This window comes from Mesorhizobium sp. WSM4848 (assembly GCF_055811375.1).
This window is the reverse complement of record NZ_JBVVPX010000022.1, coordinates 59,533-77,412: the sequence shown is the minus strand read 5'-3', so window position 1 is coordinate 77,412 and position 17,880 is coordinate 59,533. Positions and strand designations below refer to the sequence as shown.

Annotated in this window: 13 protein-coding genes, 1 pseudogene and 1 riboswitch; of the genes and pseudogenes, 6 read left to right on the top strand and 8 right to left on the bottom strand. The window is 62.1% G+C overall.

Annotated features, from left to right (window positions below; translation table 11 throughout):
• Positions 1 to 23 precede the first annotated feature (23 nt).
• Positions 24 to 111: riboswitch (glycine riboswitch) on the bottom strand.
• A gap of 163 nt (positions 112 to 274) precedes the next feature.
• Positions 275 to 1,274: pseudogene (locus AC0L16_RS20215) on the top strand (hypothetical protein).
• Positions 1,275 to 1,315: 41 nt separating this feature from the next.
• Here the strand turns inward: AC0L16_RS20215 and AC0L16_RS20210 are convergent.
• The 4 genes from AC0L16_RS20210 to AC0L16_RS20195 all read right to left on the bottom strand — a co-directional run bounded on the left by AC0L16_RS20210 (position 1,316) and on the right by AC0L16_RS20195 (position 5,287).
• Positions 1,316 to 2,104, bottom strand: a complete 789-nt coding sequence (locus tag AC0L16_RS20210; protein WP_287074690.1) for a molybdopterin-binding protein — start codon at positions 2,102 to 2,104, stop codon at positions 1,316 to 1,318.
• A 1-nt stretch (position 2,105) separates the two neighbouring features.
• The gene (locus AC0L16_RS20205; protein ID WP_473622793.1) at positions 2,106 to 2,987 is read right to left on the bottom strand and encodes a cytochrome b/b6 domain-containing protein; all 882 of its coding nucleotides are present in this window, start codon (positions 2,985 to 2,987) and stop codon (positions 2,106 to 2,108) included.
• A 109-nt stretch (positions 2,988 to 3,096) separates the two neighbouring features.
• Positions 3,097 to 3,768, bottom strand: coding sequence for a DUF1345 domain-containing protein (locus AC0L16_RS20200; RefSeq protein WP_473622792.1), 672 nt, complete (start codon positions 3,766 to 3,768; stop codon positions 3,097 to 3,099).
• 109 nt (positions 3,769 to 3,877) lie between these two features.
• Positions 3,878 to 5,287 carry a caspase family protein gene (locus tag AC0L16_RS20195; protein ID WP_473622791.1) on the bottom strand — a complete coding sequence of 470 codons (1,410 nt, stop codon included), beginning with the start codon at positions 5,285 to 5,287 and terminating at the stop codon, positions 3,878 to 3,880.
• Between the two features lie 432 nt (positions 5,288 to 5,719).
• Between AC0L16_RS20195 and AC0L16_RS20190 the strand changes: the two genes are divergently transcribed.
• Positions 5,720 to 6,796, top strand: coding sequence for an autotransporter outer membrane beta-barrel domain-containing protein (locus AC0L16_RS20190; RefSeq protein ID WP_473622790.1), 1,077 nt, complete (start codon positions 5,720 to 5,722; stop codon positions 6,794 to 6,796).
• On the opposite strand, the gene AC0L16_RS20185 is transcribed toward AC0L16_RS20190, so the two are convergent.
• The 3 genes from AC0L16_RS20185 to AC0L16_RS20175 are packed head-to-tail and all read right to left on the bottom strand — an operon-like array spanning position 6,793 to position 8,681.
• Positions 6,793 to 7,284 carry a YaiI/YqxD family protein gene (locus AC0L16_RS20185; RefSeq protein ID WP_473622789.1) on the bottom strand — a complete coding sequence of 164 codons (492 nt, stop codon included), beginning with the start codon at positions 7,282 to 7,284 and terminating at the stop codon, positions 6,793 to 6,795. The two genes, AC0L16_RS20190 and AC0L16_RS20185, sit on opposite strands and share 4 nt — an antisense overlap.
• Positions 7,281 to 7,553 carry a hypothetical protein gene (locus tag AC0L16_RS20180; protein ID WP_473622787.1) on the bottom strand — a complete coding sequence of 91 codons (273 nt, stop codon included), beginning with the start codon at positions 7,551 to 7,553 and terminating at the stop codon, positions 7,281 to 7,283. Before AC0L16_RS20180 ends, AC0L16_RS20185 begins: the two co-directional genes overlap by 4 nt.
• Positions 7,554 to 8,681: an S-(hydroxymethyl)glutathione dehydrogenase/class III alcohol dehydrogenase gene (locus AC0L16_RS20175; RefSeq protein ID WP_473622786.1), complete on the bottom strand. Its 1,128-nt coding sequence runs from the start codon at positions 8,679 to 8,681 to the stop codon at positions 7,554 to 7,556.
• A gap of 202 nt (positions 8,682 to 8,883) precedes the next feature.
• On the opposite strand from AC0L16_RS20175, the gene AC0L16_RS20170 reads away from it, so the two are divergent.
• From AC0L16_RS20170 to AC0L16_RS20155, 4 genes are all read left to right on the top strand, one after another.
• The gene (locus AC0L16_RS20170; protein WP_473622785.1) at positions 8,884 to 10,896 is read left to right on the top strand and encodes an acetyl-CoA carboxylase biotin carboxylase subunit; all 2,013 of its coding nucleotides are present in this window, start codon (positions 8,884 to 8,886) and stop codon (positions 10,894 to 10,896) included.
• A gap of 327 nt (positions 10,897 to 11,223) precedes the next feature.
• Positions 11,224 to 14,751, top strand: a complete 3,528-nt coding sequence (gene dnaE, locus AC0L16_RS20165) for a DNA polymerase III subunit alpha (protein WP_473622783.1) — start codon at positions 11,224 to 11,226, stop codon at positions 14,749 to 14,751.
• 105 nt (positions 14,752 to 14,856) lie between these two features.
• Positions 14,857 to 15,867 carry a methyltransferase gene (locus tag AC0L16_RS20160; protein WP_473622782.1) on the top strand — a complete coding sequence of 337 codons (1,011 nt, stop codon included), beginning with the start codon at positions 14,857 to 14,859 and terminating at the stop codon, positions 15,865 to 15,867.
• Between the two features lie 103 nt (positions 15,868 to 15,970).
• Positions 15,971 to 16,774, top strand: a complete 804-nt coding sequence (locus tag AC0L16_RS20155) for a potassium channel family protein (RefSeq protein WP_473622781.1) — start codon at positions 15,971 to 15,973, stop codon at positions 16,772 to 16,774.
• Between the two features lie 92 nt (positions 16,775 to 16,866).
• Here the strand turns inward: AC0L16_RS20155 and AC0L16_RS20150 are convergent, their stop codons facing one another.
• Entirely contained in the window at positions 16,867 to 17,748 is an 882-nt protein-coding gene (locus AC0L16_RS20150) for a DMT family transporter (protein ID WP_473622779.1), read from the bottom strand.
• Positions 17,749 to 17,880 lie beyond the last annotated feature (132 nt).

The following is a 17,880-nucleotide window of genomic DNA, read 5'->3' as shown; positions in this document are numbered from 1 at the left end:
AACCCCGACTTTCCAGAGTGTCTTTCCCGTCTACGGTTCTTTTTGCCTGAGAGATTTCGGGCGATTTCCCCTTCGGCGGCAGCTCTCGCTGCTCTCTCCCGCAAACAGGTAGGACTCAATTTGAGCCCTCGACTCGTCATCCATAGCCTGTCGGCGACACCTTGTCACCTGCCAGCGACAGCTTGCCGACAAGTCTTCGCTAACCACGCGGCTTGCCGGTTTCTCAAGGAACTGCCGATATGTTGGGTCCAAACGACGTATGGATGGGAACGAAATGGGCGAATTGAAGAGCGCTGGGGTGGCCGAGCTGGCCTCGAAAAATCGGGTCACAGCGGAAGACGTGGTCATACTGCACCGCGAGGTGTTCGGCGACGGGGTGGTGACGCGCAGCGAGGCCGAGGCGCTGTTTGCGCTCGACGCGATAGAAGGGGACAAATGCGCGGAATGGCCGGATTTTTTCATCGAAGCCGTCACCGACTTCATCGTTCATCAGGAAAAGCCGGCGGGCTATATCTCGCAGGACAATGCCGACTGGCTGGTCCGAGCGCTTTCGCGTGACGGCATGGTCGACAGCCTGACCGAACTCGAACTGCTCGTGCATGTGCTGGAAAAGGCGAAATCCTCGCCGAACGGGCTTTGCACCTATGCGCTGGAGCAGGTCGCCCATGCGGTCATCGACGGCAAAGGGCCGCTGATGCACGGCGGCAAGCTGGTGCCCGGGCTGATCGCCAAGGCGGAGGTCGAGCTTCTGCGCCGCATCCTCTTTGCCTATGGCGGCGACGGCGACATTGCCATCACCCGCGTCGAGGCAGAGGTGCTGTTCAAGATCAACGAGCGGACCGCGGCAGCCAACAACGATCCGTCGTGGAATGACCTGTTCGTCAAGGCGATCGCCAATTACGTCATGTGCTCGGCCGGCTACGAAGCGCCGGTGCGCGACGTGGCGCTGCGCCAAGACGCTTTCCTGGAGCAGGCCGATCCAGAGATCGGCGGTTTCTTCGGCCGCATGGTATCGGGTGGCCTCGCCGGCATCATGAAAGCCTACTGCGCCGCCGGGCGATATCGAATCCGAATGGGAATCGAAGAACAAGGCAGCCGAGGCACTGGCCCGCCGCGCCGAAACGACCGACGCGGGCGAGGCGAAATGGCTGGCCGAGCGCATCGGCAACGACCGGCCGCTGCATGAGAACGAGCGCGCGCTGCTGACACTGATCAAGCACGCCTCGCCGGAAATCCATCCGGTGCTCAAGCCGCTGATCGACAAGGTCGCTTGAGCAAGCACCAAACGCTGATCGGAAATGGCGGAGCTATGGCGTCAAATGCCGCCGTACCAGTCGTAGCCATTGTCCTCCCAGTAGCCGCCCCTGCCGCCGCCGATCGCGGCGAAACTGTCGACCAGTTCGATCCGGCGGAGATACTTTGGCATCTTGTAGCCGATCTGGCGCTCGACGCGGACGCGTAGCGGCGCCCCGTTCTCGACCGGCAGCGGCTTGCCGTTCAAGCCATAGGCAAGGATCGTCTGCGGGTGACGCGCATCGATCAGGTCGATCGAGCCGTAGTATTTGATGTCGCCGGACAGGCTGCGGTCGATCGTGTCGAGGCAATGGAACACGACGTAGCGCGCCTGCGGCTTGACCACCGCCTGATCAAGCACCAGCGACAGCGGCGTGCCGGTCCATTTGGCGATGCAACTCCAGCCTTCGACGCAATCGTGGCGGGTGATCTGGGTGCGGCTTGGCATGTTCATCAATTGCTCACGGGTCAGCGACAGCGGCTTTTCGACGAGGCCGGAGACCTCGAGGCGCCAGTCGGCGAAATTGTTGGCGAGCAGGCCCTTGTAGACGTCGTCGTCCGGCGCGGTGACGCCGTTCGGCCGCTGCGGCTGGCGAATGTCGGCTTCGGTGAATTCCGGCGCCAGCGAATCGCCGGCAAGCAGGCGTTGCGCGCGCCACGTCAGGCCGTTGGCGCCTTCAAGGAAACTGCGCAGGCCATCGCCGACACGAAGCTGGCTGTCGAACGCATCGCAACCCGACAGCATGATGCCGGAGACGCCGAGGCTGGCCGAGGTCAGGAATTTTCTGCGGCTGATCACAAACTTCGCCATCTCACGCACTCCTCTGCGGCGTCTTGCCGCCATCCGCCGGCGGATCGGTCCGGTACCAGCCGGTGATGATGGAACGCAGCTCGTTGATCGGCCCGGCGGCCAAGATCATCAGCAAATGGATGATGAAGAAGGCGACGAGCAGCAGCATCACGATGAAATGAATGGTCCGCGCCGTCTGCCGGCCACCAAGCAGATCGTTGAGGAACGGCAGCACCGCGTTCATGCTCGGCGACATGGCAAGGCCGGTGATGATCATCAGCGGCAGCAGCACGAACATCACGCTGCCATAGGCCATCTTCTGCAGCGTGTTGTACTCGCGGCTGTGGTGGAATTTGAATTTGGCATGATCGACGATGTCTCGCGGCAAGCGCCTGAGATCGGCGATGCGAGGGGCCAGATCGCGGCGCAAATGGCCGTTGATCAGGCTGGCGACCAGCCAGACGACCAGGGTTGTGGTCAGTATCCAGGCGAAGAAGAAATGGACGACGCGGGCGGTGCCGAGGTCGTAATAGGAGGGGATCGTCGCCCAGGACGGGAAGGCGCGGGACGCCTCCCGACCCGCCGGCCCCGACCAGCCGAGCACACCGGTTGTGTCGAAGCGCTTGCCGAAGATTTCGGTGTAGCCGCGCGGGCCGTTTGCGGTGTTCTCGGCGCCGATGGCGAAGATGGTGTTGTTATAGGCGAATCCCGATTCCTTGCCGATATAGAGCTGGGGGCGGGCGTTGAAGATCTGCAGGCCGGAAAGCAGCATGAAGAACAGCGAGATGGCCCAGAGCCAATGCGTCAGCCGCGTCCAGCGCGACTGCCGGTAGATCAGCGTCGCATCCTTCGGCCCGGCAGTATCTGGCCCGACAGTGGATTGGCTCCTGGCAACCGATTGCATTTTTTCGCGTCCTTCCGGCCGTCGGCCTTCCCGATCGTTCTCCTCCCAATACGTTGCCAGCCAAAGCGATGTTTCATCCGATCACGGAATTATTACAGACTGCCCCGTGCTACCGGCTCCCGAGGCTGACGGCGAGGTTGACCGCGGCGGCGACGATCACTGTATTGAAAAAGAACGACACGATCGAATGCAAAAGCACGATGCGACGCATTTGCGTGGTCGAGACCGCGGTATCGGAGGTCTGTGAGGTCATGCCGATTGTGGCCGAGAAGTAGAGGAAATCCCAGCCGTCCGGCTGCTCCTTACCGGGAAACAAGAGGCCGCCGACGGGCTTTTTCTGCTTCGCTTTGCTGCCAGTGTCGGTCTCTTCGTCGTTGACCCAGTAAACATGCGCGTAGTGCAGCGCTGTCATGGCGTGGATAGCGGGATCGACAGCAGCGCGAAGGTGAGTTCGACAGGGTGCGCGCTGCCCTCGCGATTGATCAATTGGAACAGCGAGACGAATGGCAACGGTGACGACAATCAGCGTCACGGCAAAGATGACCAGCACCGGCTGGTCGGTGGCGCGGGCATTCTTGCTCAGATAGCGGCCGGTGAGCAGCGGCACCTGGGCGACAACAATGACGGTGTAGGCGGCGAAAAACGCATTGGCGCCGATCGAGAAGGCGAGCGGAGTGCGCAAGACCAGCGCGATCGCCAGTGCCACTACACCGATGCAGGCCGACACCGCGAACTGCATGTGGCGGTGCAGTGGTTTCTTCAGGGGCAGTTCGGTCGTCATGGCCCGGTTGTCTTACGCGCAAACGACGTTGTAGCACTTTTGCATCTGCGCATGCCTGCGCCACTCTCCGCGAGGATCGGCTCGCCACAGGGGAAACACATCAAACGCTCTAGAAAACGCCGCCGATCCCAATGCCGCCGCTGATGTCGGGCGGCGGTGCAGCCGGACGCGAGGATTGCTGCTGCGACCTTGCGGCTTTTCGGCTGCCCACCCCCTTGCGTGCCGGAGCCGCCTCCGATGCCACCTTCGCCGGCTTGATCTTCCGAACGACCACCGGATCCTTGCAAACCCGCCCGGAGTGCAGGAACAGGTCACTCAGGAGCTCAACCGTAGGCTCGGTCGCGGATGCGGTTCTCGCGGTATTTTTGTAGTAGTTGGTGAGCGCGCGCACGGAGCCCTTGCCCCAACTTCCGTCCACTGTCATCCGATAGCAGCCCAAACGTCGCAATTCGGTCTGGATGCTTCGCGCGAGATCGGTCGCTTTTTTGGAATCCGTTTCAGTCGCCGAAGTGCCGACGATCAGCGCTTCAAGTCCGGAGACGATGCTCTGCCTCGCCCCCTCAAGGCTGGCGACCTGCGTGCCGGCGGGCTTGTCCGTAGCGTCGGGTAAGGGCGAAACCTCGACCGAACGCAATGCCTGGCCAACGATAAGCACGGCCGTCTGCAGGTCGTTGGAAGCGAGCTCGACCTTCAACCTCTCCTTGGCGGCAGGATCGGCCAGGATGCGCGACAGGCTGGCGCTGAGCTGGGCCGGGTCGAGCACTTGCTGCTCGGTGAAGTAAAACTGCTCGCGAAGGTTCGACTGATCCCACGGAACCTGACGCCCGATGGTGATTGCCTCGGTCTCGTTGCGCACGCGGATCATCATGTCCGAAATGCTGAGCCCGGGAATCTCGACGTTCTTCAACAATGCCGTGGTGAAGGGGCTGTTGTCGCCAGAGCCGTCGACAGCAACGTTGCCAGGCTGTGTTGCAAAGGCAATGAACGTGTTTTCACCGACTTCGATCTGCGCGAGGCCATCCATGGCGCTGGGGCCTTTGCCCATCGGGTTGTTACGACAGGCATCAAGAAACACGAAGGTCTGCCTTTCACGGCTGGCAAATCTCGAAATCACATCGTTGAGCTTGACCGCGCCCCCGATCAACTCCTGCAGGTTCTCGGCGCTTGGCGTATCGACCGGCAGAAGATAGTTCTCGCCACCGAGTTGCACGCCGTGGCCAGCGTAGAAAATGAGGACAGCACTGGCGCTTGCCAACTTGCCCTCGGCTTGTTTGAAAAGCTTGGTGAACCCGTCGGACGACAGGTTGGTTGCCGTTAGCACATCGAATTTCAGCCTCTTCAGGCTTTCAGAGATTCTGGCCGCGTCGTTTGCAGCATTGGCCAGATGCGGGAGACGGGCGCCCCGGTAGTCGGAGTTGCCGATGACGATCGCGAGCCGCTTGCTCGGCTGTGGCGACTGGCCTTCCTCGACCGCGGCTTGAGCGCCGAGGGATCCGACAAGTGAAAGCAGCAGGACCACAGCAATACGCAGGTGGAGACGGTAGCTCATGGCAAGGGCTCGTTTCGGCGCGTGACATCGTCAAGTCGCCGAAGCGTCCGCCCGACTGGCGCCGTTCCGCTCATGCGCCGGAAACGGTATCTCCGAAGACCGCCGCAATTTTTACACCAGAACCCATATCAAAGGAAGCGTAAGGCGCGACCCGCTTTCGATCTGGCTCGGTTTCCCTGTGGGTCCAGCCGGACGATCGCCGCCGCAACCACGGTCCGCCGGAAAGCCAGTGGCCCCCACGAGATCATATCCACGCTAGAAATAATTTGTTACGCTCCTACCAGCGCTGCCGTAGTGTTGCACTTAGATCTACTGCAGTCAGGAACGTTTTTCATAGTTCAACCGTGCATTGCATGTCCTGATATTTAAGCCAGACGACACAAGTAGCAGGGGAAGGGGACAATGAAAGGCAAGAGTTGGCGTTCGCGCCTGTGCACGAGTTCAATTTCGATTGGTGCTGCATTGGTTTTCCTGCCTTCGAAGGCAAACGCCTGTATCGAGGACGGTAGTGAGGGCACCCTGCTGCCGGGCTGCTACGCCGGCGTGACCGTCAATAGCGCGATCGTCGACACGTCCCTGGATGCTCTTCTCAATTTGTCTGACGACATCATCCAGGCGGATGTCGACCCCGCAAACGCAGCTTTGCCGGCCCAGTCTTCACCGTTCGGCGTCTTCGCTTCCGGCCAATTAGCCCACACGGAGCATGACGGCTTCATCGTTTCGAACGATTTGCGCGTCTTTGACGGATCAAGTTTCGACGTCGATGAATTTTCCGCTGCCGTCAGTGTCGACTTCAATGCGGCAAAGCATTTCGGGTTCGACAGCAAGCATGGTTTGAACCTGGGGCTGTTCGGCGGTTATGCCTCGGCCGACGTCGATGTCGACGATTTCGGAGTCGGAGACGCGACCAACAGAAGCGGCATGTTCGGCGGCTATGGGCTTTATCGTCACGGCACCAGCTATGCTCTTGTGGCCGCTTCGGCGTTCTTGGGCAACACGGACGTCGAGGAAAATGACGGCAGCTACGACACGCAAGGCTATGCGATAACAGGGTCGATCGGCCGCATCTTCAACTTGACCGATCGCGTGCGTTTCGATCTTCGTGGTGGGCTGTTGGGCGTTACCTTTACCGGCGACGCATACACGGACGACTCCGGCACTGAATTTGGAAAGAGCCGTTTATCCTTTGGCGCGATCAAGTTCGACCCTGGGGTTTACGCGGATTATCAGCTCGGAAACGGCATGGTCATCAGCCCCTATGCGCGCGCGGATCTGCAGCAGCGTTTCGGCTATTCGAACACGGCAAGCGTTTCCGGTCTGAAGAGCAATTTCGAGGATGCGGACTTCTCGGTGGCGCTGTCCTCCGGCTTCAATCTGAAGATGTCTTCATCGACAACCGTCAGCACTGAAATTCGCGGCAAATGGTCCGAGGACAGCTCAACCGTCAGCGGCAAGCTGGGCCTCAAGATCGCATTCTAATCCGGTGCGGCGGATTTCAGCGCACGCCGCAAGATGCGGTCGAGCTCGCCGAGAAACCGCGAGCGGTCCTGCGGCGCGAAACTGGCGTTGTAGCCCTTGCTTTCGCCGGTCTCGCGCAGATGCTGCTTGAGGTCGCGCATCGCCACCGCCATGCCGATCGTTTCCGGCGTGAACGGGCGCCCGGTCGGACCCAGCACGTGGGCGCCGAGCGCCACCGTGCGGGCGGCAAGGGGGATGTCTGATGTCACGACGATGTCGTTGGGCTTGGCATTGTCGGCGATCCAGTCGTCCGCCGCGTCGGCGCCCATGGACACGACGACGTTGCGGATCATCGGATCGCGCGACGGGCGCAGGCCGCCATTGGAGACAAAGGTGACGACGACGCCATGGCGCTCGGCGACCTTCTCGACCTCGGCCTTCACCGGACAGGCATCGGCATCGACGTAAATCTGTAGGCGGCTTCGTTCTTGGTCGGTGTTAGTCGTCATGCCGGCTCAGTGTCGATGTTCGCTTCATTTTCCATGAGGTGCGCTTTTAGCAAGCGATGCACTTCGGTCAGGCTCCTTTGCAAAAACGTATCACGTACGAGAAAGTTGATTTCATCTGTCGCACGATCGATCTCTCCCAAATCGATCTGAACGCGATTGTTTGCCCTATAACTGCGCCATAAGTCCTCGCCAAAATTCTGTATTCGATGGATCGTCGACTTTTCGTAGTCTATGAAGCGAATACGGACACGAATTTGAACCTCCTTCACCTAATAAATCACCACGCTCCTGATGCTCTTGCCCTCGTGCATCAGGTCAAAACCCTTGTTGATGTCTTCCAGCTTCAGCGTGTGGGTGATCATCGGGTCGATCTCGATCTTGCCGTCCATGTACCAGTCGACGATTTTCGGCACGTCGGTGCGGCCGCGCGCGCCGCCGAAGGCGGTGCCCATCCAGGTGCGGCCGGTGACCAACTGGAACGGCCGCGTCGAGATCTCCTGGCCGGCGCCGGCAACGCCGATGACCACCGACTTGCCCCAGCCGCGGTGCGATGCTTCTAGGGCCTGGCGCATTACCTTGGTGCTGCCGGTGCAGTCGAACGTATAGTCGGCGCCGCCGATCTGGTCGGCGCCGCGTTTTGTCATGTTGACGAGATAGGGCACGATATCGCCGTCGATCTCCTTCGGATTGACGAAATGCGTCATGCCGAATTTCTCGCCCCATTCCTTCTTGTCGTTGTTCAGGTCGACGCCGATGATCATGTCGGCGCCGGCAAGGCGCAGCCCCTGGATGACGTTGAGGCCGATGCCGCCGAGGCCGAAGACGGCGGCCGTGGCGCCGATCTCGACTTTTGCGGTGTTGATCACCGCGCCGATGCCGGTGGTGACGCCGCAGCCGATGTAGCAGATCTTGTCGAAGGGCGCGTCGGGATTGACCTTCGCCACTGCGATCTCGGGCAGCACGGTGAAGTTGGAGAAGGTCGAGCAGCCCATATAGTGGAAGATCTTGTCCTTGCCGATCGAGAAGCGCGACGAGCCGTCCGGCATCACGCCTTGCCCCTGCGTGGCGCGGATCGCGGTGCATAGATTGGACTTTCTGGACAGGCAGGACGGGCATTGCCGGCATTCCGGCGTGTAGAGCGGGATGACGTTGTCGCCCTTCTTGACCGAGGTGACGCCCTTGCCGACATCGACGACGATTCCCGCACCCTCATGGCCGAGGATCGCCGGAAAGATGCCTTCAGGATCGGCGCCCGACAGCGTGAATTCGTCGGTGTGGCAGATGCCGGTCGCCTTGATCTCGACCAGCACCTCGCCAGCACGCGGGCCGTCGAGGTCGACCTCCAGGATTTCCAGCGGCTTTCCGGCGGCGACAGCGACAGCGGCACGGGTTTTCATCGGGAATCTCCTCTCAGGGAAAATCTGCAATCGGGGCCGAGCATTAGCGTATCTGCAGGTGCTGGACTATGGGACGAATTGACAGTTCGTGGCCGGGTTTTGGTCGTCACCAGGCGACTCGGCACCCCGGATATGCGCCTACGTGCCTTGACCGGCCGGGCCAAGCCCATAAAACAAAGGCAGCCGAGGGAATAAAACCCGCATGTTCACAAAAATCCTGATTGCCAATCGTGGCGAGATCGCCTGCCGCGTCATCAAGACGGCGCGCAAGATGGGCATCGCCACCGTCGCGGTCTATTCGGACGCCGATCGTGACGCCGTGCATGTCGAGATGGCCGACGAAGCGGTGCATATCGGGCCTTCGCCGGCCTCACAAAGCTATCTTGTGCCGGAGAAGATCATCGCCGCCTGCAAGGCGACGGGTGCTGAAGCCGTGCATCCCGGCTACGGGTTTTTGTCTGAACGCGCCTCCTTCTGCGAGGCGCTGGAGCAAGAAGGCATCGTTTTCATCGGCCCGAAACCCGGAGCGATCAGGGCGATGGGCGACAAGATCGAATCGAAGAAATTCGCCAATGCGGCCAAGGTCAGCACGGTGCCCGGCTGGCTTGGCGTCATCGAGAATGCCGGTCATGCCGAGAAAATAGCCGGCGAGATCGGCTATCCCGTGATGATCAAGGCCTCGGCCGGCGGCGGCGGCAAGGGAATGCGCATCGCCTGGAGCAAGGCCGAGGTGCGCGACGGGTTCGACCGGGCGCGGTCGGAGGCCAAAAGCTCGTTCGGCGACGACCGCGTCTTCATCGAAAAGTTCGTGGTCGATCCACGCCATATCGAGATCCAGGTGCTGGCCGACGCGCATGGCAATGCGCTCTATCTCGGCGAGCGCGAATGCTCGATCCAGCGCCGCAACCAGAAGGTCGTCGAAGAGGCGCCTTCATCTTTCCTCGACGCCAAGACCCGGAAAGCCATGGGCGAGCAGGCAGTGGCGCTGGCCAGCGCGGTCGACTACCAGAGCGCCGGCACGGTCGAGTTCATCGTCGATAGTGAAAAGAACTTCTATTTCCTTGAAATGAATACGCGATTGCAGGTCGAGCACCCGGTGACAGAGCTCGTCACCGGCATCGATCTGGTCGAGCAGATGATCCGCATAGCGGCCGGCGAAAAGCTCGCTATCAAGCAAAGCGACGTCAAGCTGAACGGCTGGGCGGTGGAAAGCCGGCTCTACGCCGAGGACCCGTATCGCAATTTCCTGCCGTCGATCGGCCGGCTGACGAGATACCGGCCGCCACAAGAGGGACGGTTAGGCGAAATCGTCATCCGCAACGATACCGGGGTTACCGAGGGTTCGGAAATCTCGATGTTCTATGACCCGATGGTCGCCAAGCTGTGCACCTGGGCGCCGACGCGGCTCGCGGCAATAGACGCCATGTCGGAAGCGCTCGACAGTTTTGTCGTCGACGGCATCGAGCACAACATGCCGTTCCTGGCAGCACTTATGCAGCATCCGCGCTGGCGGGAAGGGCGGATATCGACCGCATTCATATCAGAGGAATATCCGGACGGCTTCGCGCCGATCGTGCCTGATAGCGAGGAAAAGGCCGTGCTCGCAGCCGTCGCCACCGCGGTCGAACTGCTGCGCCGCGACCGGCTCGACCGGCTGGGCGGGCGGCTGGCGCCGCATTCGGGTGTCCTGAAACGCGAGTGGGTGGTCAAGATCGGCAAGGATTACCTTTCGGCCTGCGTTATCGAAGGCATGATCTCCATTCCGATGGAGCTCGGTCTGTCGATCGACGGCGGCACGGCGCTGACGGTGGCGTCCGACTGGCGGCCGGGCGATCTCGTCTGGCGCGGCACGGTCGGCGAGCGAAGAATCGCCGCGCAGATCAGGCCGGTGCCGAACGGGCTTCGCATCGCCTGGAAAGGCATGTCGGTGAGCGCACGCGCCATGCTGCCGCGCATCGCCGAACTCGAAAGGCTGATGCCGGAAAAAGTGGCGCCGGACACCTCCAAGATGCTGCTCTGCCCGATGCCCGGCCTCGTCGTGTCGATCGCCGTTGCCGAAGGGCAGGAGGTCAAGGCCGGCGAGACGCTGGCAGTCGTCGAGGCGATGAAGATGGAAAACGTGCTGCGCGCCGAGCGCGATCTCACTGTGTCGAAACTCAAGGCAAAACCGGGCGACAGTCTCGCCGTCGACGCGGTGATCATGGAATTTGCGTGAGGATACAAGGCAATCGCATTGGCTGGCGCTGCCCCTCATTGCCCTGCCGGGCATTTGTCCCCGTATGGTGACGGGAGAAAGGGCCTTCGCACAGGATTTCGCCTATCGCCAGCGTTACAGAATGGGTGCCGAGGTTGCGGCCAGCCCCTTCGCCCCGTCACTATACGGGGAGAAGGTGCCGGCAGGCGGATGAGGGGCAGCGCCAGCATCGACAATTGGCCGGGTGAACGCTGATTGGTTTTGTGCCCGCTCTCGCTGGACTCGCATCGTCCAGTGCCGGACAATACACCTCATCGACTGAGTCCTCTCAAACGGCGCTAAAAAACCATGGCGAATGAGACACTTCCCCGCGATCCGTTGCGGCGCGAGGCCTTTGTGAAGGCGTCGCGGCCGGAAGCGCCGGCGCGGCCGTTCATTCATCTGCGCGTGCATTCGGCCTATTCGCTGCTCGAAGGCGCTTTGCAACTCGGCACAGTCGTCGCCCATGCAGTGAGGGATGACGCCCCGGCTATCGCCGTCACCGACACCAACAATCTGTTCGGCGCGCTCGAATTCGCACAAAAGGCGGTGAAGGAGGGTATCCAGCCGATCATCGGCTGCCAGACCGCTCTCGCTTTTTCCGGTGAAGCCAGCGACAGCCAGCGCGACCGCAGGCGGCAAGGCCCGGAAATGCGGCCCGTGGTTTTGATCGCGGCGAGCGAGGCCGGCTACAGCAATCTGGTCAGGCTGGTCAGCCGGGTCTATTTGGAAACGCCGCCCGGCGAGGCCGTGCATCTGACGACCGAGATGCTGCAAGGCCATTGCGACGGCCTGATCTGTCTCAGCGGCGGGCCGCGCGGCCCGATCGGCAACGCCCTGAAAGAGGACCGCCGCGACCTCGCCGAGACGCGGCTTCTGGCGCTCAAGGCGCTGTTCGGCGACCGGCTCTATGTCGAGCTGGAACGGGTTTCCGGCTATGACCGGGCCATCGAGAAATCGTCAGTCGACCTCGCCTATATCAACGACTTGCCGCTGGTTGCCACCAACGAGGCGTTTTTCTCCTCGCGCGACGACTATGAGGCGCATGACGCGCTGATCGCCATCGCCGAAGGGTCGGTCGTCGCCGTCGACAATCGCCGGCGGCTGTCGCCCGACAATTTTCTGAGAAGCCAGGCCGAGATGGCGAGGCTGTTTGCCGATCTGCCGGAAGCGATCGACAACACCGTCGAGATCGCGCTGCGCTGCTCCTACTATCCCAAGACCCGCAACCCTATTCTGCCGCGCTTTGCCGGCGGCGATGTCGCCGACGCCGATGCGGCGGTGAAGGCGGAGGCGCAGGAGCTTGCCAGACAGGCGCATGAAGGACTGGAGGCGCGGCTCGCCGCGCACGGCCTGGCCCCTGGCTATACGGTCGAGCAATACCGCGAACGGCTGGAATTCGAGCTCGGCATCATTGAGAAGATGAAATTCCCCGGCTACTTCCTGATCGTCGCCGACTTCATAAAATGGGCGAAGGCGCAGGGCATCCCCGTCGGGCCGGGGCGCGGTTCGGGCGCCGGCTCGCTGGTCGCGTATTCGACGACCATCACCGACATCGACCCGCTGCGCTTCTCGCTGCTGTTCGAGCGCTTCCTCAATCCCGACCGCGTGTCGATGCCCGACTTCGACATCGATTTCTGCCAGGACCGGCGCGAGGAGGTCATCCGCTACGTCCAGCAGAAATACGGACGCGACCAGGTCGGCCAGATCATCACCTTCGGCACTCTGCAGGCCCGCGCGGTGCTGCGCGATGTCGGCCGCGTGCTGCAGATGCCCTATGGCCAGGTCGACAAGCTCAGCAAAATGGTGCCGTCGAACCCGGCCAATCCGGTCAAGCTCGCCGACGCCATCGCCAACGAGCCGCGCTTTGCCGAGGAGGCGGAGCGCGAGCCGATCGTGCAGACGCTGCTCGACATGGCGCAGAAGCTGGAAGGGCTCTACCGCCACGCCTCGACGCACGCCGCCGGCATCGTCATCGGCGACCGGCCGCTGTGGGAGCTGGTGCCGATGTACCGTGACCCGCGCTCCGACATGCCGGTCACCCAGTTCAACATGAAGTATGTCGAGCAGGCCGGGCTGGTGAAGTTCGACTTCCTCGGCCTGAAGACGCTGACGGTGCTGGAGACCGCGGTCAAGCTGATCCGCCGCCGCGGCATCGAGATCGATCTCGCCCACATTCCGCTCGACGACCCCGACACCTACGCCATGCTGTCACGCGGCGAAGTGGTCGGCGTGTTCCAGGTGGAAAGTGCCGGCATGCGCAAAGCGCTGATCGGCATGCGGCCCGACTGCATCGAGGACATCATTGCGCTGGTCGCGCTTTACCGGCCGGGCCCGATGGAGAACATCCCGACCTACAACGCCAGAAAGCATGGCGAGGAGGAGATGGCGTCGATCCATCCGAAGATCGACCATCTGGTGAAGGAGACGCAAGGCGTCATCGTCTACCAGGAACAGGTGATGCAGATCGCGCAGGAGCTTGCCGGCTATTCGCTGGGCGAAGCCGATCTGCTGCGTCGCGCCATGGGCAAGAAGATCCGCGCCGAGATGGACAAGCAGCGCGAGCGCTTCGTCTCGGGCGCGATCGAGCGCGGCGTCGGCAAGCCGCAAGCCGACTTCATCTTCGACCTGCTGGCAAAGTTCGCCGACTACGGTTTCAACAAGTCGCATGCCGCCGCCTATGCGGTCGTCTCCTACCAGACTGCCTATCTGAAGGCGCACTACCCGGTCGAATTCCTGGCCGCGTCGATGACGCTCGACATGGGCAACACCGATAAACTCGCCGATTTCCGCCAGGATGCGCTGCGCCTCGGCATCGATGTCGTGGCGCCGTCGGTGATATCAAGCTTCCGCGCCTTCGAAGTCGCCGAGAACCGGATCTTCTATTCGCTGGCCGCGCTCAAGGGCGTCGGCGACGCGGCGGTCGAGCATATCGTCGCCATGCGCGGCGAAAAACCGTTCAAGAACCTCGCCGATTTCTGCGAAAGGGTCGACCCGAAGATCGTCGGCAAGCGCGTCTTCGAAAGCTTGATCATGGCCGGTGCGCTCGACTGCTTCGGCCACGACCGCGCCGCGATGATGGCGGGCGTCGAGCGGATGATGGGGCTGGCGGCGCTGGCGCAGCAGAATGCAATGTCGGGCCAGCACGACATTTTCGGCGCCTCGCTCGGCGCACAGTCGCAGGCGCTCAACCTGCCGGCGACCGACCCGTGGCTTGCCGCCGACCGCCTGCACCGTGAATTCCAGGTGGTCGGCTTCTATCTCTCTGCGCACCCGCTGGACGAATACAAGGCGGCGCTGCAGAAGATGCGGGTGCAGACCTGGGCCGAGTTCTCGGCCGCCGTCAAACGCGGCGCTGCCGCCGGGCGGCTTGCCGGCACCGTCACCACCAAGCAGGAGCGCAAGACGCGCACCGGCAACAAGATGGGCGTCGTGCAGTTCTCCGACACGTCAGGCCAGTATGAGGCAGTGCTGTTTTCCGAAGGCCTGGCGCAATATCGCGACCTGCTCGAGCCCGGCCGTTCGGTGGTGATCACAGTTTCGGCCGAGGACAGGCCCGAAGGCGTCAATCTGCGCATCCAGACGGTGCAGTCGCTGGAGGACGAGGCAAGCCGCATCCAAAAAGCCTTGCGCATCTTTGTCAGGGACGACCGGCCGGCGTCGGCGATTCAATCGCAGCTTACCCAGCGCGGCGACAGCCAGGTGAGCATCATCGTCATCAAGGATGAGGCGCAGGGCGAGGTCGAGATCGAACTGCCCAACCGCTACCGCGTCTCGCCACAGATCGCCTCGGCCATGCGCGCTGTGCCGGGCGTGGTGGAAGTCGAGTTGGTGTGAGCTAACGACCGTATTCCGCCAGCCCGGTCGCATTGCCCGGTGACGATGCCGCTGGTATTGTGAGCTCGGCGGCCTGGGTCTTTTTGGCGGCCGGGGGAGCGCGTAATGGATGAGCGGACAGCCGCTGCCGAACTCCAGAACATGGTCAATGGGTTCCAGGTGTCTCAGGCGATATGCGTCGCCGCCACGCTGGGCATCGCAGACCATCTCAAGGACGGGAACCGCACCAGCGGCGAACTTGCCGCGTTGACCAACACCCATCCGCAGGCGCTCTACCGGCTGCTGCGCGCCCTTGCGTCGGCCGGCGTGTTCCATGAAGCGGAAGACCGGTCCTTCTCGCTGACCCCGGTTGGCGGTGCATTGCGATCCGACGTTCGGCATTCGGTCGCGCCATGGGCGGTACTGGCCGGGCGGCCCTATTTCCGTCAGGCATGGAGCGATCTGCTGCACAGTGTCAGCACCGGCGAAAACGCCTTTCGCCACGCTTATGGCAAGGGCGTTTGGGAATACCGGGCGGAGCATCCGGACGAGTCCGTCATCTTCGACCGAGCGATGACGGCGATGTCGCGTGGCGTCGCCGCCGCGGTGATCGCGGCATATGACTTTCGGCCGTTCTCTGTCGTTATGGATGTCGCGGGCGGGCAGGGCGCGCTGCTTGCCGAAATCCTCCGGCGCAATCCCGACCAGCGCGGCATTCTATTCGATCAGCCGCAGGTCGTGGCGAAGGCCGGCCCGGTCTTTGACGCCGCGGGTGTGGCCGATCGCTGCGACATCGTCGCCGGCGATTTCTTCGTCTCGGTGCCCGAGGGCGCCGATGCGATTGTGCTTAAATGGATCCTGCATGACTGGGACGACGACACAAACATCCGGATCCTGAAAACCTGCCGCCGGGCGATTCGCCCAGAAGCCAAACTGCTGGTGCTCGAGAGCATTCTGGCACCGCCCAATGAAGGCGCCGGCGCAAAATTCGGCGATCTGAACATGCTGGTCATGCCGGGCGGGCAGGAGCGCACGGCGGAAGAATTCAGGTTGCTGCTTGCGGCGTCGGATTTTCGGGTCGCGAGTATCGTTGAAGCCGGACCTCGCATCAGCGTCATCGAGGCGGAACCGGTCTGATTGCTTTCCGGGTCTGGAACGCTCCGGATGTTCTCAAGCCACAGCGGCTTCCCTCTGCTCTGCCCACTGGACGGCTGTCGCAGCGAGCGTTATCGCAGTTGTCATGAAGGCGCCGGAAAGGGACGGAGTGCAGGATTTTTCAGCCTTGGCACGGCTGCGCGGCACGCTGCGCAAACTCTATCACGGGCGTACGCCAGCGGCTTTCCGGTTCCAGCTGGCGGCTATTATCATCGACCTTGCCATCATCGCCTTCTTCATCGCCACACCGGTGATCCAGGACTCGTCCTCGTTCCTCTGGCTCGATTATTCTGTCGCAGCGCTTGTCGCCGCCGACATGATTGCCCGGCTGCTGGCGTCGAACGACATGCTGCGCCTGATGAAACAGCCGACGTCGTGGGTCGACGCCTTCATCCTGCTGACGCTGCTGATGCCTTCGGCGCTGGCCAATCTGGGTTTTCTGCGCATATTGCGGCTGTGGTCGCTGTCGCGCAGCGGCGCGCTGTGGCGGTTTTTCGAGATGCGCGGCCTCAAAAAATGGCGCGAGGCCAGCCACGCAGTCATCAATCTCCTGACATTCCTGTTTGTCGTCACCGGTTTCGTCTACACCTTCTTCTTCCGCACCGGGGCCGGTCTCGAAGGCTATGTCGATGCGCTGTATTTCACCGTCGCCACGGTGACCACGACCGGCTTCGGCGACATCGTCCTGCCGGGGATAGCCGGGAAGCTCACCGCCATCGTCACCATGATCATCGGCATATCGCTGTTCGTCAGGCTGGCGCAGGCGCTCTTCCGTCCCAACAAGGTCTTCTTCCCGTGCCCGCAATGCGGGCTTCAGCGGCATGAGCCCGACGCCGTCCATTGCAAGGCCTGCGGGCATCTTCTCAACATACCCGACGAAGGCGACTGAAATGCCGGGCTGGAGCGCCGTTTTGTGGAACCAAAACCGCGCTCTGGCTCCTTGCCTTGATGCGCCAAACGAAGTCGTTTGGCCGCAACATGCTAAGACGCTGCCACTTCCGCAGGTTTGGTCGCCTTTTTCTGCAGATTGAGCAGATTGCCCAGCAGGATCAGCAGGGCGCCGCCGGCGGTGAAGACGTCGATCTGCTCCTGATAGAGCAGCCAGCCGATCAGCGCCGACAGCGGCACGCGCAAAAAGTCCATCGGCGAGATGACGGTGGCATCGGCATACGCGAGTGCGCGGGCCATGCAGAAATGCGACGACATGCCGGTGAAGGCGATCAGCAGGATCCACGGCCACAGTTCGAGCGACGGGTTGCGCCATTCGTAGAGCGCCGGGGCGAGGCCGAGCACCGACTGGATGACCAGCATCCAGAAGATGATGGACACGACGCTGTCCGTCCGCGTCAGCGATTTGACTAAAACCACGGATATGCCGAAGCAGACCGCGGCACCCAGCACGACAACATGTCCCGGATCGACGGAGCCGACGCCCGGACGGACGATGATCAGCACGCCGATCAGCCCGATCACGATCGCCGCAAGTCTTGGCCGGCTTAGTCTTTCACCAAGAAAGCCGACTGCCAGGATGGCCGTCCAGATCGGCGTCGTGAATTCGATGGAGATCAGCACGGCCAGCGGGATCAATGTCAAGGCGTAGAGCCATGCCGCCTGGCCGACAAAATGGACGACGTTGCGGGCGATATGGGCCAAGGGGCGTTTGCTGCGCATTGCCGCAAAACCGCCTGACATCATCACCAGCGGCAGGAGGATGAACAGGCCGATCACCGAGCGCAGCTCCAGCACCTGGAAGACGTTGAGCTCGGCGGTCGTGGCGCGGCCGGCGACCGACATCGTCAGGAACGACGCGATCGACAGCGCCATCCAGAACGCGGCCTTGGGGATCGAGGGCGAGGGTGCCATGCGCGCTATGTCGCAAGCCTGGACTTTCACCGCAACCGCTAGTCAACGCATTCGGCTGGGCCAGAAGCGACGTGTTGCAAAACGGTCATGCTGAGGGCGGAACCTGCCGTCACGGCGGGCGTTGGTCCAACA

Excerpts from the sequence above, each read along its gene's own strand:
- AC0L16_RS20210 (WP_287074690.1), bottom strand. The coding sequence starts at position 2,104 with ATGGCGAAGTTTGTGATCAGCCGCAGAAAATTCCTGACCTCGGCCAGC.
- AC0L16_RS20205 (WP_473622793.1), bottom strand. The coding sequence starts at position 2,987 with ATGCAATCGGTTGCCAGGAGCCAATCCACTGTCGGGCCAGATACTGCC.
- AC0L16_RS20200 (WP_473622792.1), bottom strand. The coding sequence starts at position 3,768 with ATGACGACCGAACTGCCCCTGAAGAAACCACTGCACCGCCACATGCAG.
- AC0L16_RS20190 (WP_473622790.1), top strand. The coding sequence starts at position 5,720 with ATGAAAGGCAAGAGTTGGCGTTCGCGCCTGTGCACGAGTTCAATTTCG.
- AC0L16_RS20185 (WP_473622789.1), bottom strand. The coding sequence starts at position 7,284 with ATGACGACTAACACCGACCAAGAACGAAGCCGCCTACAGATTTACGTC.
- AC0L16_RS20175 (WP_473622786.1), bottom strand. The coding sequence starts at position 8,681 with ATGAAAACCCGTGCCGCTGTCGCTGTCGCCGCCGGAAAGCCGCTGGAA.
- AC0L16_RS20170 (WP_473622785.1), top strand. The coding sequence starts at position 8,884 with ATGTTCACAAAAATCCTGATTGCCAATCGTGGCGAGATCGCCTGCCGC.
- dnaE (WP_473622783.1), top strand. The coding sequence starts at position 11,224 with ATGGCGAATGAGACACTTCCCCGCGATCCGTTGCGGCGCGAGGCCTTT.
- AC0L16_RS20160 (WP_473622782.1), top strand. The coding sequence starts at position 14,857 with ATGGATGAGCGGACAGCCGCTGCCGAACTCCAGAACATGGTCAATGGG.
- AC0L16_RS20155 (WP_473622781.1), top strand. The coding sequence starts at position 15,971 with ATGAAGGCGCCGGAAAGGGACGGAGTGCAGGATTTTTCAGCCTTGGCA.
- AC0L16_RS20150 (WP_473622779.1), bottom strand. The coding sequence starts at position 17,748 with ATGGCACCCTCGCCCTCGATCCCCAAGGCCGCGTTCTGGATGGCGCTG.